The sequence below is a fragment of the Actinotalea sp. Marseille-Q4924 genome (assembly GCF_916618755.1).
GTDB lineage: Bacteria > Actinomycetota > Actinomycetes > Actinomycetales > Cellulomonadaceae > Actinotalea.
Genome location: NZ_CAKAKB010000005.1, coordinates 51,342 through 70,967 on the forward strand (window position 1 = coordinate 51,342; position 19,626 = coordinate 70,967).

Annotated in this window: 16 protein-coding genes; 13 read left to right on the plus strand and 3 right to left on the minus strand. The window is 73.1% G+C overall.

Annotation, left to right across the window (positions count from 1 at the left end; translation table 11 throughout):
* The first annotated feature begins 67 nt into the window (after positions 1-67).
* The 4 genes from LG379_RS15025 to LG379_RS15040 all read left to right on the plus strand — a co-directional run bounded on the left by LG379_RS15025 (position 68) and on the right by LG379_RS15040 (position 2,372).
* Entirely contained in the window at positions 68-634 is a 567-nt protein-coding gene (locus tag LG379_RS15025; protein WP_225755410.1) for a GNAT family N-acetyltransferase, read from the plus strand.
* Positions 635-723: 89 nt separating this feature from the next.
* Positions 724-1,176: an SRPBCC family protein gene (locus LG379_RS15030; protein WP_225755411.1), complete on the plus strand. Its 453-nt coding sequence runs from the start codon at positions 724-726 to the stop codon at positions 1,174-1,176.
* Between the two features lie 192 nt (positions 1,177-1,368).
* Complete coding sequence (locus LG379_RS15035) at positions 1,369-1,734, plus strand: STAS domain-containing protein (protein ID WP_225755412.1); 366 nt, start codon at positions 1,369-1,371, stop codon at positions 1,732-1,734.
* Between the two features lie 92 nt (positions 1,735-1,826).
* The gene (locus tag LG379_RS15040) at positions 1,827-2,372 is read left to right on the plus strand and encodes a GNAT family N-acetyltransferase (protein WP_225755413.1); all 546 of its coding nucleotides are present in this window, start codon (positions 1,827-1,829) and stop codon (positions 2,370-2,372) included.
* Positions 2,373-2,376: 4 nt separating this feature from the next.
* On the opposite strand, the gene yidD is transcribed toward LG379_RS15040, so the two are convergent.
* Both yidD and LG379_RS15050 read right to left on the minus strand, forming a co-directional pair.
* Complete coding sequence (gene yidD / locus LG379_RS15045; RefSeq protein ID WP_225755414.1) at positions 2,377-2,655, minus strand: membrane protein insertion efficiency factor YidD; 279 nt, start codon at positions 2,653-2,655, stop codon at positions 2,377-2,379.
* A 44-nt stretch (positions 2,656-2,699) separates the two neighbouring features.
* Positions 2,700-4,814: a SpoIIE family protein phosphatase gene (locus LG379_RS15050; RefSeq protein WP_225755415.1), complete on the minus strand. Its 2,115-nt coding sequence runs from the start codon at positions 4,812-4,814 to the stop codon at positions 2,700-2,702.
* A 130-nt stretch (positions 4,815-4,944) separates the two neighbouring features.
* Here LG379_RS15050 and LG379_RS15055 point away from each other — a divergent pair, with 130 nt between their 5' ends.
* The 4 genes from LG379_RS15055 (at position 4,945) to LG379_RS15070 (ending at position 11,517) form a co-directional block, all read left to right on the plus strand.
* Entirely contained in the window at positions 4,945-6,393 is a 1,449-nt protein-coding gene (locus LG379_RS15055) for a PQQ-binding-like beta-propeller repeat protein (RefSeq protein WP_225755416.1), read from the plus strand.
* Positions 6,394-6,750: 357 nt separating this feature from the next.
* A complete protein-coding gene (locus tag LG379_RS15060) occupies positions 6,751-8,637 on the plus strand; it encodes an ABC transporter family substrate-binding protein (protein WP_225755417.1) in 1,887 nt (628 codons plus the stop codon).
* A gap of 259 nt (positions 8,638-8,896) precedes the next feature.
* Entirely contained in the window at positions 8,897-10,417 is a 1,521-nt protein-coding gene (locus tag LG379_RS15065; protein WP_225755418.1) for an ABC transporter permease, read from the plus strand.
* A complete protein-coding gene (locus LG379_RS15070; RefSeq protein ID WP_225755419.1) occupies positions 10,414-11,517 on the plus strand; it encodes an ABC transporter permease in 1,104 nt (367 codons plus the stop codon). The genes LG379_RS15065 and LG379_RS15070 overlap by 4 nt, the downstream gene beginning before the upstream one ends.
* A 62-nt stretch (positions 11,518-11,579) precedes the next feature.
* Here the strand turns inward: LG379_RS15070 and LG379_RS15075 are convergent, their stop codons facing one another.
* On the minus strand, positions 11,580-12,167 hold the full coding sequence (locus LG379_RS15075; protein WP_225755420.1) for a hypothetical protein: 588 nt from the start codon (positions 12,165-12,167) through the stop codon (positions 11,580-11,582).
* Between the two features lie 86 nt (positions 12,168-12,253).
* Here LG379_RS15075 and LG379_RS15080 point away from each other — a divergent pair, with 86 nt between their 5' ends.
* The 5 genes from LG379_RS15080 to LG379_RS15100 all read left to right on the plus strand — a co-directional run.
* Complete coding sequence (locus tag LG379_RS15080; protein ID WP_225755421.1) at positions 12,254-14,137, plus strand: ABC transporter ATP-binding protein; 1,884 nt, start codon at positions 12,254-12,256, stop codon at positions 14,135-14,137.
* Positions 14,138-14,298: 161 nt separating this feature from the next.
* Positions 14,299-16,209, plus strand: a complete 1,911-nt coding sequence (gene typA, locus LG379_RS15085) for a translational GTPase TypA (RefSeq protein ID WP_225755422.1) — start codon at positions 14,299-14,301, stop codon at positions 16,207-16,209.
* A 103-nt stretch (positions 16,210-16,312) separates the two neighbouring features.
* Positions 16,313-17,347: a PIG-L family deacetylase gene (locus tag LG379_RS15090; RefSeq protein ID WP_225755423.1), complete on the plus strand. Its 1,035-nt coding sequence runs from the start codon at positions 16,313-16,315 to the stop codon at positions 17,345-17,347.
* A gap of 4 nt (positions 17,348-17,351) precedes the next feature.
* Complete coding sequence (locus LG379_RS15095; protein WP_225755424.1) at positions 17,352-17,816, plus strand: hypothetical protein; 465 nt, start codon at positions 17,352-17,354, stop codon at positions 17,814-17,816.
* Positions 17,817-17,857: 41 nt separating this feature from the next.
* Positions 17,858-19,626: VanW family protein (locus tag LG379_RS15100; RefSeq protein WP_225755425.1), on the plus strand; the 1,769-nt coding region annotated here is incomplete at its 3' end.

Genomic DNA, 19,626 nt, shown 5'->3' on the forward strand with positions numbered 1-19,626 from the left:
CTGGAGCCCCGCCCCGGGTCGTTCGCCGCGGGGTCACCGTGACCCCGTCGAGGGCTAGTCTGGGGTCGTGCTCGGGGGTCCGTCCGTGAACCTGCGCCAGGTCCGTGAGGCGGACGTGGACGCGCTGTACGACGCACACACGAACATCCGCAACCGCGGTGCGTTCTTCCCGCTGGGCGTCATGTCGCAGACCGACTTCCGTGGCGAGTTCGCCAAGCACGGGTTCTGGCAGAAGTCCGAGGGGATGCTCGTCATCGAGTCGCCGGACGGCGAGATCGCGGGCCACATCGAGTTCTTCCGCCCGGTGTCGTACTGGGACGCGTTCGAGCTGTCCTACCAGCTCTACTCCGACCAGCACGCCGGACGCGGGTTCGTGACCGAGGCGGTCCAGCTGCTCGTGGACTACCTCTTCGCGACGAAGAAGGAGCACCGGATCCACCTGGTCATCGTCCCGGAGAACTCTCCCTCCCGACGCATCGCGGAGAAGTGCGGCTTCGTGCTGGAAGGAACCGTACGAGGCGCGTTCTTCAACGACGGCCGCAACCAGGACGTCCTGCTCTACTCGCTGCTGAGGACCGACCCGCGACCCTGGCACGGAGCGGCAGCCGGCAACGCCCCGAGCCCGGCCACCTGACACGGTCGGACTGTCGGACCCGGCCCGGGCAGGCCGTGCGTGCCCTACTCTCCGGACACGCACGGCCGAACGACGAGAGGGACGCACCCATGGACCACATCGAGGTCGCACGCCACGTCGCCGCCCCGCCCGAGCGGGTGTGGGCGCTCGCGACCGACCTGGCCGGCGCGCCGCGGGTCCTCAGCGGCGTCGAGCGCGTCGAGGTGCTGACCCCCGGGCCGTTCGGCGTGGGCACCCGGTGGCGGGAGACCCGCACGATGTTCGGCCGGGAGGCCACGGAGGAGATGGCCGTGACGGCCGTGGAGCCGCAGCGCAGCTACACCGTGGAGGCGGACGGCTCGGGCGCCCACTACGTCTCCACCTTCACGTTCGCGCCGTCCGCCGGGGGCGGCACCGACGTCGTGCTCACGTTCGGCGCCCGGCCGACGACGCGGGTCGCGCGGGTGCTCTCGGCGCTCACCGGCCCCCTCGCGCAGCGGTCCGTCGCGAAGGCGCTGCGCGGTGACCTGGAGGACCTGGCGCGGGCGGCGGAGGCCGGCTGACGGGGCCCGTCGGCGGACCCGGGAGCGCCTCCCGGGCGGTGCACGACGGCCACCGAGCGGGCCGGTCCCCGTCCACCGACTGCACCGTGGACACGCCTGTTCTCGCCAGGTGAGCGATTCCGCCTCCCACGCTGCGGGCCAAGATCAGCGCGCGTAGTGTCGAGCCACTGCACTCGACCGAAGGGGACAGCGATGGAGCTGCCAGCGGCCACCGGCGTCGACCTCCCGCCCGCGGACCCCGCACCGACCGTCCCCGAGGACGCCGGCTCGGTGACGGTCGACCGCCTCGACGACCACGTCCTCGTCGTCCTCGTGGGGGAGATCGACGTCGAGATGAAGGACGAGCTGTTCGACGCCCTCCAGGAGGCGGCACGGCACGGCGTGCCGGTGACCGTGGACTGCTCCGCCGTCCTCTTCATCGACTCCACCGGCATCAGCGGCCTCGCGTGGCTGGCGAACCTGGCCGCGGAGCCCCCCTGCCTGGTGGCGGTGCCCCAGGTGATGTACGAGCTGCTGCAGCTCACCGGGATGGAGCACGTGTTCCGTTTCGCGACCTGACGTCGCCCGACGCCGGCACGGGCGGTACCTGACCACCCCGCGCCCGGCACTGCGCCTTGACCGCACCGGGGCACGCCTGGAGGGTGCCCACCATGTCCGTCTCACTCCACCCGCTCGACGTCCGCGGCGCCGACCGAGCAGCCCTCGTCGAGCTGCTCACCCGGAACCACTTCCCCTTCCACGTCGTCCCGCGCCCGACCGTGGACGGCGTCGAGCGCTGGATCGTCTCCGGCCGGTACGACGACGAGGACCACGCCGCCTCCTGGGTCGACGTCGAGGGCCAGGGACGCGTGGGACTCGTCGTGCTCGAGGACCTCACCGACGACGCGCCGCTGTTCGACCTGCGGCTCGCCGAGCGCTTCCGTGGTCGGGGGCTCGCCGCGCCGGTGCTGCGCGCCGTGACCGCCCACGTGTTCGCCACCCGCCCGCGTGTGCACCGGTTCGAGGGGCAGACCCGGGAGGACAACGTGGCGATGCGCCGGGCGTTCGTGCGGTGCGGGTTCGTCAAGGAGGCGCACTACCGCGACGGCTGGCCGGTCGAGGGCGGCGACCCGGTCGCGTCCGTGGCGTACGCCGTCCTGCGCCGCGACTGGGTGTCGGGGACGACGACGCCCGTGCCCTGGTCCGACGAGCCGTGAGTCCTCAGAAGCGGAACGGGACGGGGATGCCGCCGCAGCAGCACACCCCCTGCACGTTCGACTCCCGCAGGAGCGCCGCCGCCTGGTAGCACGCCAGGAAGCGCACCGCGGTGGGGACGGCTCCACGGAGCAGCCCCCGCTGGCTGAGGATGCGCTGCACTGCCGCGGAGCACGACGTGCCGCCGTGGGCGACGAGGTGGGCGCACGTGAAGCCCTTGCGCGCGGACAGGTGACGCTGGTAGCCGCGGATGAGGGCGTCGACGGCGCGGGCTGCTGAGGGCATGGCGTGCACGGTAGGCGCCGTAGGGGCGGTGCGCGCGGTGGGAGTCAGCGGGTCGGTGCCGGCCCGGCGGCCGGGACGTCGGGGTCCTCCGGCACGTCGGGCGGGACGACGTTCGGGCCGGCCTCGGCGGGGCGCTCGCGGTCCTGCGGGTGGAGGCGGACCGCCACCAGGGCGACGTCGTCGTCGGGGTGGCCCGGCACCAACCGGGCGAGGAGCTCGTCGCACAGGTCGGTCAGCGGCAGCCCCGCGAGATCGCCGAGGGTGTCCTGGAGCTCGCGGAGGCGTTCGAGCAGGTCCGCGCCGCGGCGCTCCACGAGACCGTCGGTGTGCAGCAGCAGGGTCGCGCCCCGCTCGATCGTCACCACGGACTCGCGGCGCTCCGTCTCGGCGTCCACCCCGAGCAGCAGGTCCGAGCGCTCGCCGCGCAGCACGTGCACCGCGCCGTCCGCCGTCACGAGCAGCGGCGGGAGGTGACCCGCGCTCGACCAGCGGACCCGCGAGACGCCCGCGGCGCGCTCCTCGACGGTCTGCTCCAGCCGCGCGACGAGCGCCGTCGCGAGGGTCGGCGCCTGGAGGGTGCGCATCGCCTCGTCGACCTCGCGCAGCAGGTCCGCCGGGCCGGCGCCCGTCGCGACACCGATGCCGCGCAGCAGCGACCTGAGCTGCCCCATGGACGCGGCCGCGGCCATGTCGTGCCCGACGACGTCCCCGATGACGACGACGGTGCCGCCGTCCCGCTGGAGGAACGCGTCGTACCAGTCACCGCCGATCTGCGCCGCCTCGGCGGCGGGCTCGTACCGCACCGCGATCTCGACGTGGTCGGGCTCTGGCGGGTCGGTGAGCATCGAGCGCTGCAGCGCCTCGGCGAGCAGCCGCTGCTGGCGGTAGAGCCGCGCGTTGTCCAGCGCCAACCCCGCGCGCCCGGCGACCTCCCAGGCGGTGGTGAGGTCCTCGGAGGTGAACGGTCCGTGCTCGACGTCGCGGAAGAGGCTGAGGATCCCCACGATCCGGCCGCGGGCGCGCAGCGGCAGCAGGACGGCGTGCTCCGGCCGCAGCACGGCGAGCATGTCCCGGGCCTCGCCGGGCGCGAGGAGCGCAGCGATCGCCTCGTGGGCCGGCTCCGGGACCGGCTGGGCCCGCCGGGTCTGGATGACGCGGTCGACGTAGGAGCCGGGCGCCAGGGCCTGGAGGCGGTGGGCCGTGTAGCGCTCGACCGCGTCGCGCAGGGCCGGGTCCGCGTGCCAGCAGCCGATGTCGGTGAGGTGCCGTCGGTCGACCGCCTCGTCCTCGTCGCCGGTGAGGGTGACGATGCACCAGTCGGCCAGGGCAGGGACCGTCAGCTGGGCGAGCCGGCCGACGGCCTCCTCCGCGTCGAGCGTCTCGACGAGGGACGCCGTGACGTCGGCGATGAGCTGCGCCCGCCGGGCGGCGCGCGCGAGCTCCTCCTGCTGGCGGTGCCGCTCGGTGACGTCGACGAAGTACACGGACAGCCCGTCGGGACCGGGCCAGGCACGGACCTCGAACCAGCCGTCGAGCGGCGCGGGGTAGTACGCCTCGAAGGCGACGGGGCGACCGGTCTCGACGGCCCGGCGGTACTCCCGCTCGAAGTGCGACGTGACGGCGGCGGGGAAGAGGGTCCACACGGACCCGCCGACCAGCTCGCCGCGGGTCACGCCGAGGAGCTTCTCGGCCTCGGCGTTCACGTAGGTGAAGCGCCAGTCGTCGTCGAGGGAGAAGAAGGCCGACGGCATGCTCTCCAGGACGCGGACGACGCGCGCGTCCGCCTCGACGTGCGCCGTCGTGTCGAACGCGGCACCGAGCACGTGGGCGGCGCGTCCGTCCGGGCCGGCGATGGCGCGCCCTCGCGCCGTCACCCAGCGGACCGTGTCGCCCGGCAGGACGATCCGGTACTCCGCGCCCCAGTCCGAGGAGGCTGCGATCGCCGCGTCCAGGCCCTCGCGGACGCGGGCCCGGTCCTGGGGGTGCACCCGGGCGTCGAAGGCGTCGATCGTGCCGTCGAACGTCTCCTGCGTGTACCCGAAGAGCGCCAGGAGGTGGTCGTCCCAGGTGAGCCGCCCGGTGGTGAGGTCCCAGTCGTAGAAGCCGATCCCGGCGGCCTCCATCGCCAGCCGCTCGAGGAGCCGCAGGGCTTCCTGCACGCGACCGCCTCCTCGTCCTCGACCCCCGGGGGGCCGTGCCTCACGGAACGCTATCGCGGGGCCCCCGGCCGGGGCACGTCTCGTGACGGGCACCTGGGTCGTCACAGGTACGCGGTCGTACCGTGTGGCGGTGAGCGCGGGCAGTGGTCGTCCCGAGCCCGTCGAGCTGACGGACGAGACGGTCCCTACCGCGCCCGACGACGTCGCCCGCGCACCTCGGCCGCCGGCAGCCACCGCGTCCCGCTGGTGGGCCGCCGCCCTGCTGCTGGCGCTCGCGGCGGCCCTCGTGGTGGGTGCCCTGGTGTCCGCCGGGGCGGACAACCGCGACGACGACGACGTCGCGCGGCTGGCGGGTGTGCAGGGCTTCACCGGCTCACTGCGTGAGCCGCTGGTCGAGCTGTGGAGCACAGGCGACCGGGTCGTGGGCCACGGCGCGGGCCTCGTCCTCCTCGAGGACCGCGCCGCGCCGTCGTCGGTGCGGGCGGTCGAGGCGGGGACGGGCACGACGCGCTGGCGCGGCGGCTGGACGTCCCGGACGGGCGTGACGCACTGCGAGGCCGCCTCGGGGGTCGTCCTCTGCGAGGTGCTCGGGACGGGCTTCGGGTCGCCGAACACCGACGAGATGCTGGGCGAGGTGCCCGGGCGGCTCCTGGCCGTCGACGCGGGCGACGGCACACTGCTGGGGGAGACGGCGCTGGACGGCAGGACGGTGGGCTGGGCCGTGGTGGGCGGCGACGCCGTGGTGGCACGGCGCGACGGCGACCGGCTGACCGTGTCGCGCCTGACCGTGCCGACCGGCGCCCCGGGGAGCAGCGGCCCGTCCGCCGGCCCCGGTCCTTGGGAGACCGTGTGGACCACGCGGTTCGCCCTGCCGGGCCGTGTCACGGCGAACCAGCTGACCCTCCGGGTGGAGCGGGGCTCGGTCGTCGTCGACGGCCGCCTGGGCGTCGTGCTCGACGTGGTCGACGGGTCGATCACGGTCGCCCCGCAGCAGGCGGCGGGAGGCGGGTCGGTACGCGTCGTCGTCGCCACGACCGGTGCGGGGGTGTGGACCGCGCCGGGCACCGGGACCTGGCACGACCGGCGCGGCACCGTGACGACGCTCGACGGGGATCCGGTCGCCGAGGCGCCCCGCGACGACTCGGCGCCCGACGTGGTGCTGCTGGAGGGCTCGGCGGGGCTGCGCGCCGTGGACGTCGTGTCGGGGACGACCCTGTGGGAGCGGCCCGCGCAGCCGTGGCGCAGGGTGGCCAGGGTCGGGGGGTCCGTGGTGCTCGTCGAGCCGGGCGCGCTCGCGGTGGTCGACGTGCTCTCCGGCGCGGAGTCGTGGCGGCGGTCGCTGCCTGCCGCGCCGGACGGCCCTCCGGCGGCCGCGGCGTTCGTGCTCGACGCCCGCCGGGTGCTCCTCGGCGGCGCGCTCACCGGGGCGGGCCCGGTGGTCCTCGACCTCGACGACGGCGTCCAGCTGTGGGCCGCCGACGCGCCCTCCGCGGGCACCCTGCGCCCCGGGACGGGGCCCGCGGTGGTGCTCGTCGGCGGCGACGGTCGGACCGCCGCGTGGGGCCCGGAGGCTGCCTGATCTCGCCCCTCGGCACGAACCGTTCCGATGTGCTAGGCGGTCTCGGAGAGGCGCGTTGGAACGGATATCGTCGCCAGATCCCGGTCTGACGGTCGAGAAGTGCTGCTGCGGACAACGGGTGTCGCGGAGTGATCTACCTCACCCCGCCCGGACGTCTCATAGAGTGAGAACTACCACCCAGTATCGAACTGGTAACGATCCGGTACCTGGGTGATGACGTGTCCCAGATGTCGAAACGAGCGGGGGTAGGCTCCCGGCCATCCATTGGTGGATGTCCCGCGGGGCGCGGCCATGGTGGTCCGCTCGGGCCACCGGCAGTGTTCCCGGGTGTGCACCGCATCCTTGTCAGGAGGAACATTGAGGATCTCACGCAAGGCCGCGCTCACCGCGGTCGTTGCCTCGAGCGCGCTGCTGCTCTCCGCGTGCGCCGACACCGGTAACGGTGACGGCGGCGAAGACGGCGGCGGCGACGCCAGCGAGGCGCCGGACGACAACGCCGGCATCAACACCGACACGGCCGTCAACATCGCGTGGAACCAGCCGTTCTACTCGTACAACGCGAACAGCGCGACGGGTAACGCGACCGCGAACGCGATCATCAAGTACCTGATGAACTCGTCGTTCAACAACTACGACGAGAGCCTCGAGCTCGTCCCGGACGAGTCCTTCGGGACCTACGAGGTCACCAGCGAGGACCCGCTGACCGTCACCTACACCTTCGCGGACACGGCGCAGTGGTCCGACGGTGTCCCGGTGACCCCCGCGGACATGCTGCTCGAGTGGGCGGCGCAGAACGGCAAGTTCAACAACGTCGAGCCCGAGCTCGACGAGGAGACGGGCGAGGTCCTGAACCAGGACGCGCTCGACGCGGGCGTGTACTTCGACGGCGTGTCCGCCTGTGCGGCGCTCATCGAGGAGACCCCCGAGATCGACGGCAACTCGATCACCTTCGTCTACTCGGTGCCCTTCGCCGACTGGGAGACCTGCATCACCGGCCCCGCGGTGCCGGCGCACGTCGTCGCCCAGCGCGCCCTCGAGATCGAGGACGCGGAGGAGGCCACGCAGGCCCTCGTCGACGCGATCAACGAGGAGGACTTCACCACCCTCAGCCCGATCGCCCGCGTGTGGAGCAACGACTTCAACTACACGTCGCTCCCGGACGACCCGGCGCTCTACCTCTCCAACGGCGCCTACGTCATGACGGAGTTCGTCGAGGAGCAGTTCATGACCCTCAAGGCGAACGAGAACTACCAGGGCGACCACGCCGCGAGCATCGAGACCGTCACCATCCGGTGGAACGGCGACCCGCTGGGTCAGGTCCAGGCGCTCCAGAACGGTGAGGTCGACCTCATCAGCCCGCAGGCGACCGCCGACGTGCTCGCAGCCCTCCAGGGCATCGAGGGCGTCGAGGTCGAGACGAGCGACGAGGGCACGTACGAGCACGTCGACCTGCAGTTCACCAACGGCGGCCCGTTCGACCCGGCCACCTACGGTGGCGACGCCGAGAAGGCCAAGGCCGTCCGCCAGGCGTTCCTCAAGACGATCCCGCGCCAGCAGATCGTCGAGCAGCTCATCCAGCCGCTCAACCCCGAGGCCGAGGTCCGCAACTCGTACACCACCGTGCCGGGCTCGCCCGCGTACGACCAGATCGTCGAGGCCAACGGCATGGCGACCGAGTACGGCGAGCCGGACGTCGCGGCTGCGCAGGCCCTCCTGGCCGAGGCCGGCGTGACCACGCCGGTCCAGGTCCGTCTGCTCTTCGACCCGAACAACACGCGTCGCCAGAACGAGTACGAGCTGATCCGCCAGTCGGCGGAGCCGGCCGGCTTCGAGGTCGTGCCCTACCAGGTCCAGACCGACTGGGGCACCGACCTGTCGAACGCGACCGCGTTCTACGACGCCGCGCTGTTCGGCTGGCAGTCCACCTCGACCGCCGTGACGGAGTCGAAGGCGAACTACGCCACCGGTGAGGGCAACAACTTCTACGGGTACTCCAACCCCCAGGTGGACGAGCTGTTCTCGCAGCTCGACGTGGAGACCGACCCGGAGGAGCAGGCCAGGATCCTGGCCGAGATCGAGACGCTCCTGGTCGAGGACGCCTTCGGTGTGACGATCTTCCAGTTCCCGGGCGTCACCGCCTGGAACCCGGAGAACATCTCCGGCGTCTCGAAGATCGCCATCTCGCCGACCATCTTCCAGGGCTTCTGGAACTGGGAGCCGGGGAGCGCGGCCGCGGCCGAGTGACCCGAACGACGGCACCCGTGCCGTCGTGACCCCGCCGGGCGGCCGGTGGGTGGGACCGCGGTCCCACCCACCGGACCGTCCCGGGGGACACCGCACCAACCCGAGGGCGCTGGGATCGCCGGTCCCGGCGCCCTCGGTCGTGCGTGGCGTACCGTCGTCCCGCCGGGGGCGCGGACACGGAACCCGGCGACCCCGGGATCCCGTGGTTAGGATCACCCGCTGACGACGACGTCACCTGTCGACGACAAGGACAACCCTGGTGCTGACCTTCCTCACCCGCCGCACCCTGGCGGGCCTCGCCACCCTCTTCGTGGCCCTCTTCCTGATGTTCCTGCTGGTGAACCGGGCCATGGACCCCCTGGCCGACCTGCGTGAGAGCACGGACCCGAACAAAGAGCTGCTCATCGCCCAGCGCATCGATCAGCTCAACCTGGACACGAACGTCGTCCTCCGCTTCTTCCAGTGGTTCGGCAACCTCATCACCGGCGACCCCGGGGTCGCGTGGCGGTCCGGACAGGACGTGGGCCCTCTGGTCGCCAACGCGATCGGCTCGACGCTCGAGCTCGTGACCGCCGCGACGCTGCTGTCCCTGGTCCTCGGCGTCGCGGTCGGCATCGTGAGCGCCCTGCGCCAGTACAGCTCGTTCGACTACCTGATCATCTTCCTGTCGTTCCTCCTGTACTCGCTGCCCTCCTTCTGGGTCGCGGTCCTGCTCAAGCAGTGGGGCGCCATCGGGTTCAACGACTTCCTCCGCGACCCGGTGCTCGGGACGGTGGTGATCGTCGTGCTCTCGCTGCTCGCGGGTGTGGTGTGGTCGCTCGCCGTCGGCGGCACGCCGCGGCGCCGCGTGCAGACCTTCCTCCTCGGCACCCTGGCCACCGGCGGCATGCTCGCCTTCCTGCAGCTCACCGACTGGTACCTCAACCCGCGGATCGGGCCGGTGCTGCTGCTGGTCCTCGGCGGCGCCGCCGCGCTCGCCGTGACCGCGGTCTCGGCCGGCCTGCACAACCGGCGGGCGCTCTACGCCTCCCTGACCACCGTCGCGCTCGGCGTCGTCCTCTACTTCCCGCTGCAGGGCTTCTTCCGGGCGATCCTCGAGTCCCACTGGATCATCGCCGGGCTCGGGCTGCTGAGCATCGGCGTCGGTGTCGGGATCGGCGTCCTCTTCGGCGGACCGGACCGGGGCGTCTCCGCCCGGTCGGCGGCGATCACCGCGTTCATCATCGCGACGATGATCTTCGTCGACCAGGTCATGAGCGTGTGGCCGCCGTACTTCCAGGCGCTCCGCGGCCGTCCCATCCCGACCTTCGGTGACCGCACCCCGAACCTGGGCGGCAACTACTGGGTGCAGGTCCTCGACTCGTGGACCCACCTCGTGCTGCCGACGCTGACCCTCATCCTCATCGCGTTCGCCGCCTACACGCGCTACTCGCGGTCGAGCATGCTCGAGGTGATGACGCAGGACTACATCCGGACAGCCCGGGCCAAGGGGCTCCCCGAGCGGGTCGTCATCGTGCGGCACGGGTTCCGCAACACCCTCATCCCGCTCGCCACCATCGTGCCGATCGACATCATCACGCTCATCGGCGGCGCGGTCATCACCGAGAACGTGTTCGCCCGTCCCGGCATGGGCCAGCTCTTCGTGCGGTCGCTGCAGGACGCGGAGGTCGACCCGCTGATGGCGTACCTCCTCATCACCGCAGCCCTCGCGATCACCGCCAACATCGTGGCCGACATCGTCTACGCCGCGGTCGACCCCCGGATCAGGTTGGAAGCATGAGCACCTCTCAGCAGGGCGAGCCGCAGGACCGCCTCGAGAACGAGATCGAGCTCCGGGACGTCGCGGGCCTGTCGCAGGGCGAGATCGTCCGTCGCCGGTTCTTCCGCCACAAGGGCGCGATGATCGGTCTGGCCATCCTGCTCGCGACGATCGTGCTCGCGTTCAGCTCCATGGGGTTCGGGCCGGTCCCAGGGTGGTGGAAGCACAGCGGGGCGCCCGCGGACACGCTCAACCCCGGCGGCACCCCGACGCTGAGCATGCCCACCTGGCTCGGTGGCTCCGGCTTCGCCCTGGGCGAGCACCCGTTCGGCCAGGACGAGATCGGCCGCGACATGTTCGCCCAGGTGATGCGGGGCACCCAGACGTCCCTCAAGGTCGTCGCCATCATCGGCGTCGTCGCCGCGATCATCGGCGTGACGGTCGGCTCCCTGGCGGGCTTCTTCCGCGGTCGGGCGGACGCGCTGCTCATGCGGACCACCGACCTGTTCATCACCATCCCGACGATCGTCATCGGAGCGGTGATCGGGAAGATCTCCGGCACGATCAGCTCGACGTTCTTCGCCGTGGCGCTCGGCGCCATCCTGTGGACGAGCCTGGCCCGTCTGGTGCGTGGCGACTTCCTCACCCTGCGGGAGCGCGAGTTCGTCGACGCGGCGCGCGTCGCGGGCGCGAGCAGCACCCGGATCATCTTCAAGCACATCCTGCCGAACGCGATCGGCGTCATCATCGTGAGCACGACGCTGCTCATGAGCGCCGCGATCCTGCTCGAGACGGCGCTGTCGTACCTGGGCTTCGGGATCGTCCGGCCCGAGATCTCCCTCGGTGGGCTCATCAGCGAGTACCAGGCGGCGTTCTCGACGCGGCCGTGGCTCTTCTGGTGGCCCGGCCTCTTCATCGTCATCATCGCGCTGAGCATCAACTTCATCGGCGACGGGCTGCGCGACGCCTTCGACCCGCGGCAGAAGCGCATCCCGTCCGCACGCAAGATGGCGCGCGCGGGGATCGTGGCCGCACGGCAGCAGGCCGACACCAGTGCGACGTCGTCGCAGGACGCGGCCGACGAGTCGACGCGCCGACGGGGCGACGAGGCGGGCCTGTGACCCTGCGACCGCTCCGGGCGCCTCGTCGGGGACCGGCCGCGGCGTCCGTGACGCCCGACCCCTCAGAGCACCCGGGTGGCCAGCGCGCCGGCCGCGAGCACCAGCACGGCGGCGATCGTGCCGACGTGCCACGTCGACGTCACGCGGAGGCCCGCCTCGGCGGCGCGTCCGCGGGCGCCGTCGAGGTGGCCCGCGGCGAGCAGCGCGGCCTGGCGCTCCTCGACGGCCGACTGCACGCCCTCGGCGGTGGCACGGTGGCGAGCGTCCTCGGCGCCCCGGCGCCGTGCCGCGCGGACGGCGCTGCCGGTCGCGCTGGAGCGCGGCGCCGCCCAGGCGGTCCAGCGGCGCCCGTCGACGGTCCGCACCTCGAGGGACCAGCGGGCCTGGGCGCTCTCGAGCAGCGGCCAGGGGATGCGCACCGTGCGGGTGACGTTGACCAGGACGACCTCGCCGTCGGAGACCTCGACCGCAGGGCGCCCGAGCGTCGCCCAGACGACGAGGGTCACCAGGGCACCGACCATCACGGTCGTGAGGACGTCGCGCAGCGGCAGGTCACCCGCGACGGCCACGACCGCGACGACGGCGGCCAGCCCCGTCATGACCGTGAGGATGCGGCCGTAGGCCGAGGAGTAGACGTCCGTGGGGCTCACCGTCCCAGCCTGACAGACCAGAGCACGACACCCCAGGCGCTGGACCAGCACCTGGGTGACCGCTCGCAGGAAGGATCCTGATCACCGTGGCGACCGACACCTCGCACTCCGGGACGGCCATCGCCGCGCCCGTGCTCTCCGTGCGCGACCTGCGCGTCGACTTCTACGTCGACGGGCAGTGGTTCCCCGCCGCCGTCGACATCTCCTACGACGTCCGCCCCGGTGAGGTGCTCGCGATCGTCGGCGAGTCCGGCTCGGGGAAGACCCAGTCGTCGATGTCGCTGCTCGGGCTGCTCCCCTCCAACGGGCGCGCGAGCGGGTCGGCGAAGCTCGAGGACCGCGAGCTCATCGGCATGCCGACGAGCCGGCTGCGGCGGGTCCGTGGCCGGGAGATCGCCGTGATCTTCCAGGAGCCCATGACCGCGCTCAACCCGGTGTTCACCGTGGGCTTCCAGATCGTCGAGACGCTCCGGGCGCACTTCGAGATCGGCCCCGCCGACGCCAAGGCCCGTGCGGTCGAGCTGCTGCGCCTGGTCGAGCTGCCGGACCCGGAGAAGCGGTTCCACAGCTACCCCCACCAGCTGAGCGGCGGCCAGCGCCAGCGCGCGATGATCGCCCAGGCGCTCGCCTGCGACCCGAAGCTCCTCATCGCCGACGAGCCGACGACGGCGCTCGACGTCACGGTGCAGGCGGAGATCCTCAAGCTCATGCGCGACCTGCGGTCACGCATCAACTCGGGCATCGTCCTCATCACGCACGACATGGGCGTGGTGGCGGACATGGCGGACCGGATCATCGTCATGAAGGACGGCCGGATCGTCGAGGAGGGCGCCGCCGAGCAGATCTTCGGCGCGCCGCAGCACCCGTACACCCAGAAGCTGCTCGCGGCGGTGCCGCACCTCGGCCGGTCGACCGAGGTGCAGGGCACGGCGACGGCGGCGGGTGCGACGGCAGGGGCCCCCGCCACGACGCCGGCGACGACGACCCCGGCCAAGACCACGGTGGCACCGGGCACGACCGCCGCGCACGACCCGCACGCGAGCCGCCCGGTGGTGCTCGAGGCGAAGGACATGGTCATCGAGTACCCCGGCCGACGACGGACCCCCGCGTTCCGCGCGGTCGACGGGGTGGACCTGCAGATCCGCCAGGCCGAGGTCGTCGGCCTCGTCGGGGAGTCCGGCTCGGGCAAGACCACGATCGGCCGCGCCGTCGTCGGGCTGCTGCCCGTGACGAGCGGCGAGCTGTCGATCGTCGGCCAGAACATGGTCGGGGCGTCCCGCAAGGACCTCATGCCGCTGCGCAGCCAGATCGGGATCGTCTTCCAGGACCCTGGCTCCTCCCTCAACCCGCGCCTGCCCATCGGCGAGTCGATCGGCGAGCCGCTCATGCTCCACAAGGGCATCAAGGGTGAGGCGCTCAGCAAGGAGGTCGAGCGCCTGCTCGACCAGGTCGAGCTCCCGCGGTCCATGCGCAACCGGTACCCGCACGAGCTCTCCGGCGGTCAGCGCCAGCGGGTCGGCATCGCCCGTGCCCTGTCGCTGGAGCCGAAGCTCCTCGTGGCGGACGAGCCGACGTCGGCCCTGGACGTGTCGGTGCAGGCCACGGTGCTCGACCTCTTCACCGACCTGCAGCGGGAGCACGGCTTCGCGTGCCTGTTCATCTCCCACGACCTCGCGGTCGTCGAGATGCTCTCGGACCGGATCGCCGTCATGCACCACGGCAAGCTGGTCGAGGTCGGCCGCACGCCGGACATCATCAGCGCGCCGCAGGACCCGTACACCCAGCGGCTGCTCGCGGCCGTCCCGGTGCCGGACCCGGCGGAGCAGCAGCGGCGCCGCGAGGCGCGCGACGCGATGCTCGAGCAGCAGCGCTTCGAGATCGAGCAGGAGGAGGCCGAGGAGGCCGACCGCCTCGCGCGCGGCCGCGCCGGCCACGTCGAGCGGGCCGATCCCCAGGCCGGCGGCGTCTGAGGGACCGCGGGGGCGGCCGGCGAGCACCGGCCGCCCACGGCGGGCCTGTGCCGCAGCAGCCCCGGCGCGGGTGCGGGGGACTGCGGGTACGATCGTGCGGCGCCCGGCCCTCGAGGAGGGCCTGCGCGGCGCCCCCGCCCCCTCACGAGACGAGTCCCCGCATGCCTGTGCGCTCCGACCTCCGGAACGTCGCGATCGTCGCCCACGTCGACCACGGCAAGACCACGCTGGTCGACGCCATGCTCTGGCAGGCGGGCGCGTTCGGCGCCCACGCCCACGTCGACGAACGCGCGATGGACTCCGGGGACCTGGAGCGTGAGAAGGGCATCACGATCCTCGCGAAGAACACCGCCGTGCGGTACCGCGGTCCGTCGGCGGCGGCCGCGGGAGAGCCCGACGGCGTGACGATCAACGTCATCGACACCCCCGGTCACGCGGACTTCGGCGGGGAGGTCGAGCGCGGCCTGTCGATGGTCGACGGCGTCCTGCTCCTCGTCGACGCGAGCGAGGGCCCGCTGCCGCAGACCCGCTTCGTCCTGCGCAAGGCACTCGAGGCGAAGCTGCCGGTCGTGCTCGTCGTCAACAAGGTCGACCGGCCCGACTCCCGCATCGAGGAGGTCGTCCACGAGGCCACGGACCTCCTCCTCGGCCTGGCGAGCGACCTGCACGAGGACGTGCCGGACCTCGACCTCGACTCGATCCTCGACGTGCCGGTCGTCTACGCCGCGGCGAAGGCCGGGCGGGCCTCGCTCGCGCAGCCGGCCGACGGCTCGCTGCCGGACTCGCCCGACCTCGAGCCGCTGTTCGCGACCATCCTCGAGAAGATCCCCGCGCCCACCTATGACGAGGGCGCGCCGCTGCAGGCGCACGTGACGAACCTCGACGCCTCGCCGTTCCTCGGCCGCCTGGCCCTGCTCCGGGTCTTCAACGGCACCATCCGCAAGGGGCAGACCGTCGCGTGGGCGCGCGCCGACGGCACGCTGCAGAACGTGCGCATCACGGAGCTGCTGGAGACGAAGGCCCTCGAGCGCGTCCCCACCCAGGAGGCCGGTCCGGGCGACATCGTCGCCGTCGCGGGGATCTCGGACATCACGATCGGCGAGACGCTCACCGACCCCGAGGACCCGCGCCCCCTGCCGCTCATCACCGTCGACGACCCGGCGATCTCGATGACGATCGGGATCAACACGTCCCCGCTCGCCGGCAAGGGCGGCAAGGGCCACAAGGTCACCGCGCGGCAGGTCAAGGACCGCCTCGACGCCGAGCTCGTGGGCAACGTCTCGCTGCGCGTCCTGCCGACCGAGCGTCCTGACGCCTGGGAGGTGCAGGGCCGCGGCGAGCTGGCGCTGGCGATCCTCGTCGAGCAGATGCGTCGCGAAGGATTCGAGCTGACCGTCGGCAAGCCCCAGGTCGTCACCCGGACCGTGGACGGCAAGACCCACGAGCCGATGGAGCACATGACCATCGACGTGCCCGAGGAGTACCTCGGCTCCGTCACCCAGCTGCTGGCGCAGCGCAAGGGCCGCATGGAGACGATGAGCAACCACGGCACCGGCTGGGTGCGGATGGAGTTCATGGTCCCGGCGCGGGGCCTCATCGGGTTCCGCACTCAGTTCCTCACCGAGACGCGGGGGACCGGTATCGCCTCCTCGATCTCGCACGGGTACGAGCCGTGGGCCGGCCCGATCGAGACGCGCACGACGGGGTCCCTCGTCGCGGACCGCGCCGGCAAGGTGACGCCCTTCGCGATGATCAACCTGCAGGAGCGCGGAGCGTTCTTCGTCGAGCCGACGCAGGAGGTGTACGAGGGCCAGGTCGTCGGCGAGAACTCGCGCAACGAGGACATGGACGTGAACATCACCAAGGAGAAGAAGCTGACGAACATGCGGTCCTCGACGGCCGACACGTTCGAGAACCTCGTGCCGCCGCGCAGGCTCACGCTCGAGGAGTCCCTCGAGTTCGCCCGCGAGGACGAGTGCGTCGAGGTGACCCCGGAGATCACCCGGATCCGCAAGGTCGTCCTGGACCAGAACGACCGCGCCCGCCTCACCGCCCGCGCCAAGCGGGCCTGACGAGGACGACGGCGGGCCGCCCGGACGCCCGCCGTCGCCGCACGTCCGGGGGAGGAGCGGCGCGGGTGGAGGAACGGGTGGAGACGTTGCTGGCGGGGCGGACGTGACGGACGGACCGCCCGACGAGCACGAGGACGTGCCTCCGCGCGGTGGCCTGCTGGCCGTGCACGCCCACCCCGACGACGAGACCCTGTCCAACGGCGCGCTCCTGGCGACGTGGGCGGGCGCCGGGCTGCCGACCACGGTCGTCACGTGCACACGGGGGGAGCAGGGCGAGGTCATCCCGCCGGCCCTGCGGCACCTGGAGGGCGACGGCCCGGCGCTGGCGGCGCACCGGGAGGGTGAGCTCGCGGTGGCCCTGGCGGCGCTGGGCGTCACCGACCACGTCTTCCTGGACGCCGTCCATCCGTCCGACGTCGCCCACCGGCGGCGCTTCGTCGACTCCGGGATGGCGTGGGCGGCTGCGGGCCGCGCCACCACCGCCGACGACGTCGCCGCGGACGCGTTCGCGCGCGTCGACCTCGACGACGCGGCGGCCCGGCTGGCCGCCGTCCTCCGGGACCGGCGCCCCGCCGTCGTCGTCGGGTACGAGCCGGGCGGCGGGTACGGGCACCCGGACCACGTCCGTGCCCACGAGGTCCTGCACCGCGCCGTCGACCTGGCCGCCGCGCCGGCGCTCGCGGGCGAGGAAGTCGGTGGCCGGCCGGAGGCCGGCCGGGATGTCGGCGGGTGGGACGTCCCCGTGGTCCTGTGGACGGTCGTACCGGAAGGGCCGTGGCGGGCGGGGCTCGCCCAGCTGCGCGCCGGCGGCGCCGCCGAGGACGCCGGTCTCACCGTGGCGCAGGACGCGGAGCGCCCGTCCGCCGTCGTCCCCGGTCCGGTCGACCTGGTCGTGGACGTGGCCCCGGTCCTGGACCAGGTCCTGGCCGCCCTCGCGGCCCACGCCACGCAGGTGCACGCCCTCGGGCGCGAACCGGCGCCCGCGTCCGGCGGGCGTGCCGCCGTGGCCCGGTACGCCCTGAGCAACGACGTCCTGCAGCCGCTCCTGGCCCAGGAGGCGTACGTGCTGGCACGGGGGCGTGTCGCCGACGTCGGCTGGCCGGACGGCGTCGCGCCGCCGGCGACGCCGGTAGCCTGACGCCGTGCCCGACGCCGGACCTCCTGCTGCGCCGCCCGCCCCCACCGCGGGGGTGCCCCTCGTGACGGGCCGGGCGCTCGGCCGCCTCCTCGCGACGGGGCTGCTCGGCCTCGTGGTCGGCGTCGTCGGCACGAGCGTCCACCGCGCGCAGCCGCCATGGGGAGTGCTCCTGGCGCTGCTGTGCGTGGTGTCGGCCGGCGTGCTCGCCCGGGCCTGGACCGGGTGGACCGGGATGCTCGCCCTCGCCCTCGGCGTGTTCGCCGCCGTGAGCCTGCTCGGCGGGCCGGGGCCGGGAGGCGACGTCCTCGTGGCGCTCCAGCCGGTCGGCGTCGTCTGGTACCTCGGGGCGCTCGCCGTCCTGCCGGTCGCCCTGCTGCCACGGCGGTGGTTCTCCGACGACCCCCGCGCGCCGCGCACACCCCGCTCGGGCACGGAGCGGCGTCGCAGCGCTGTCAGCCCTGCGCCGTAGACTCCGCCCGCACGCGCGCGCAGGCAGGGGAAGGCAGGAGCATGTCGAAGCAGACCGACCAGGAGGACACGGTCGGCACGGGCTCGCCGATGGACACCTTCCCGGACCAGCCCGACCGGCGCACCTGGCCGCGCGCCCTGGCCGTCATCGCGGGCATCGTCGTCGTCCTCGCCGCGGCGTACGTCGGCGCGCTGTGGGCGTGGGGGGACACGGTCCCGCGTGGCACCACCGTCGCCGGCGTCGCGATCGGCGGGCTGACGTCCGAGGAGGCGGAGGAGCGGCTGACGGCCGACCTCGTCCCCGTGGCCGCCCAGCCGATCCCCGTGGCCGTCGAGGACAAGCGCACGAGCCTGGACCCCGTCGCCGCCGGCCTTGAGCTGGACGTCCCCGCGACCGTCGACGGGCTGACCGGCTTCAGCCTGGCCCCCGCCCGCCTGTGGCAGCACCTGGCAGGCGTCGGCGAGGCGACCCCGGTGACGCGGGTCGACGAGGCCACCCTCGAGCTGGCCGTCGCAGACCTGGACGCCTCCCTCGGGACGTCCCCGGTCGACGGCACCCTGTCCTTCGTCGACGGCCAGCCGAGCCCGACGCCAGCGGCGGAGGGCACCGAGGTCGAGATCGAGGCGGCGCGGGACGTGCTCGCCGACCAGTGGCTCACCGCGGCCCGCCCCGTGGAGCTGCCGAGCCGCCCGGTCGAGCCGAACGTCACCGACGACGAGGTGCAGCGAGCCCTGACCCGGCTCGCCCGACCCCTTGCCGACGCACCCGTCGTCGTCAGCGTGGGCGGTCAGCTCGCCGAGCTGCCCGTCGACGTGCTGACGTCCGCGGCGACGTTCGTCACCACCGACGACGGCGACCTGGACCTGCAGATGGACGGCGTCGCGCTGTCCGAGGCGGTCCTCGCCCGCACCACGGACCTGCTCACCACCGCGACCAACGCCTCGTTCGCCTTCGAGGGCGGGGTGCCGGTCGTGGTCCCCGGTGTCGCGGGCTCCTCCATCGACCCCGACGCGCTCGCGGCCGGCGTCATCGCCGCCGCGACGGGGCAGGACGAGGACCGCACCGTCGAGGTGGAGCTGATCCAGACGGACCCCGAGCAGTCCACGGCCGAGCTCGAGGCGCTCGGCGTCACGACGAAGGTCGCCGAGTTCTCGACCCCGCTGACCGACAACGCGGACCGGACCCACAACCTCGGCGTCGGCGCGAGCAAGGTCACCGGGGCGCTCATCCGTCCCGGCGAGGTGTTCTCCCTGACCGACACGCTCGCGCCCATTACCGCCGCCGGCGGGTACCGGGAGGCGGGCGTCGTCGTCGACGGCGTGCTCACCGAGGGCGTGGGCGGCGGGCTGTCGCAGATGGGCACGACGGTCTACAACGCGGGCTTCTTCGCGGGCCTGGAGGACGTCGAGCATCGTCCGCACGCGTACTACTTCAGCCGGTACCCCGAGGGGCGCGAGGCGACCGTGTACGACGGGGTCATCGACGTCAAGATCGGCAACAACACCCCGTACGGCGTCCTCCTGCAGTCGTGGGTCGCGGACGGTCGGCTCTGGGTCGCGGCCTGGAGCACCCCCCACTGGGAGGTCCAGCACTCGACGTCGGGTCGGTCCGACGTCGTCCAGCCGACGACCGTCTACAACACCTCGCCGGACTGCATCGCCCAGTCCGCCGGCAACCCCGGGTTCCGCGTGACGGTCACGCGCCGCCTGCTGCTCGGGGGCGAGGTCAAGCACGACGAGTCGGACTCCTGGCGCTACCAGCCCCAGAACGCCATCGTCTGCGGGCCGCCCCCGAGCCCGGAACCCACCCC

Bases quoted from the DNA above. Each gene is read 5' to 3' on its own strand.
- LG379_RS15030 (WP_225755411.1), top strand. From the start codon at position 724: ATGGACCACATCGAGGTCGCACGCCACGTCGCCGCCCCGCCCGAGCGG.
- LG379_RS15035 (WP_225755412.1), top strand. From the start codon at position 1,369: ATGGAGCTGCCAGCGGCCACCGGCGTCGACCTCCCGCCCGCGGACCCC.
- LG379_RS15040 (WP_225755413.1), top strand. From the start codon at position 1,827: ATGTCCGTCTCACTCCACCCGCTCGACGTCCGCGGCGCCGACCGAGCA.
- yidD (WP_225755414.1), bottom strand. From the start codon at position 2,655: ATGCCCTCAGCAGCCCGCGCCGTCGACGCCCTCATCCGCGGCTACCAG.
- LG379_RS15070 (WP_225755419.1), top strand. From the start codon at position 10,414: ATGAGCACCTCTCAGCAGGGCGAGCCGCAGGACCGCCTCGAGAACGAG.
- typA (WP_225755422.1), top strand. From the start codon at position 14,299: ATGCCTGTGCGCTCCGACCTCCGGAACGTCGCGATCGTCGCCCACGTC.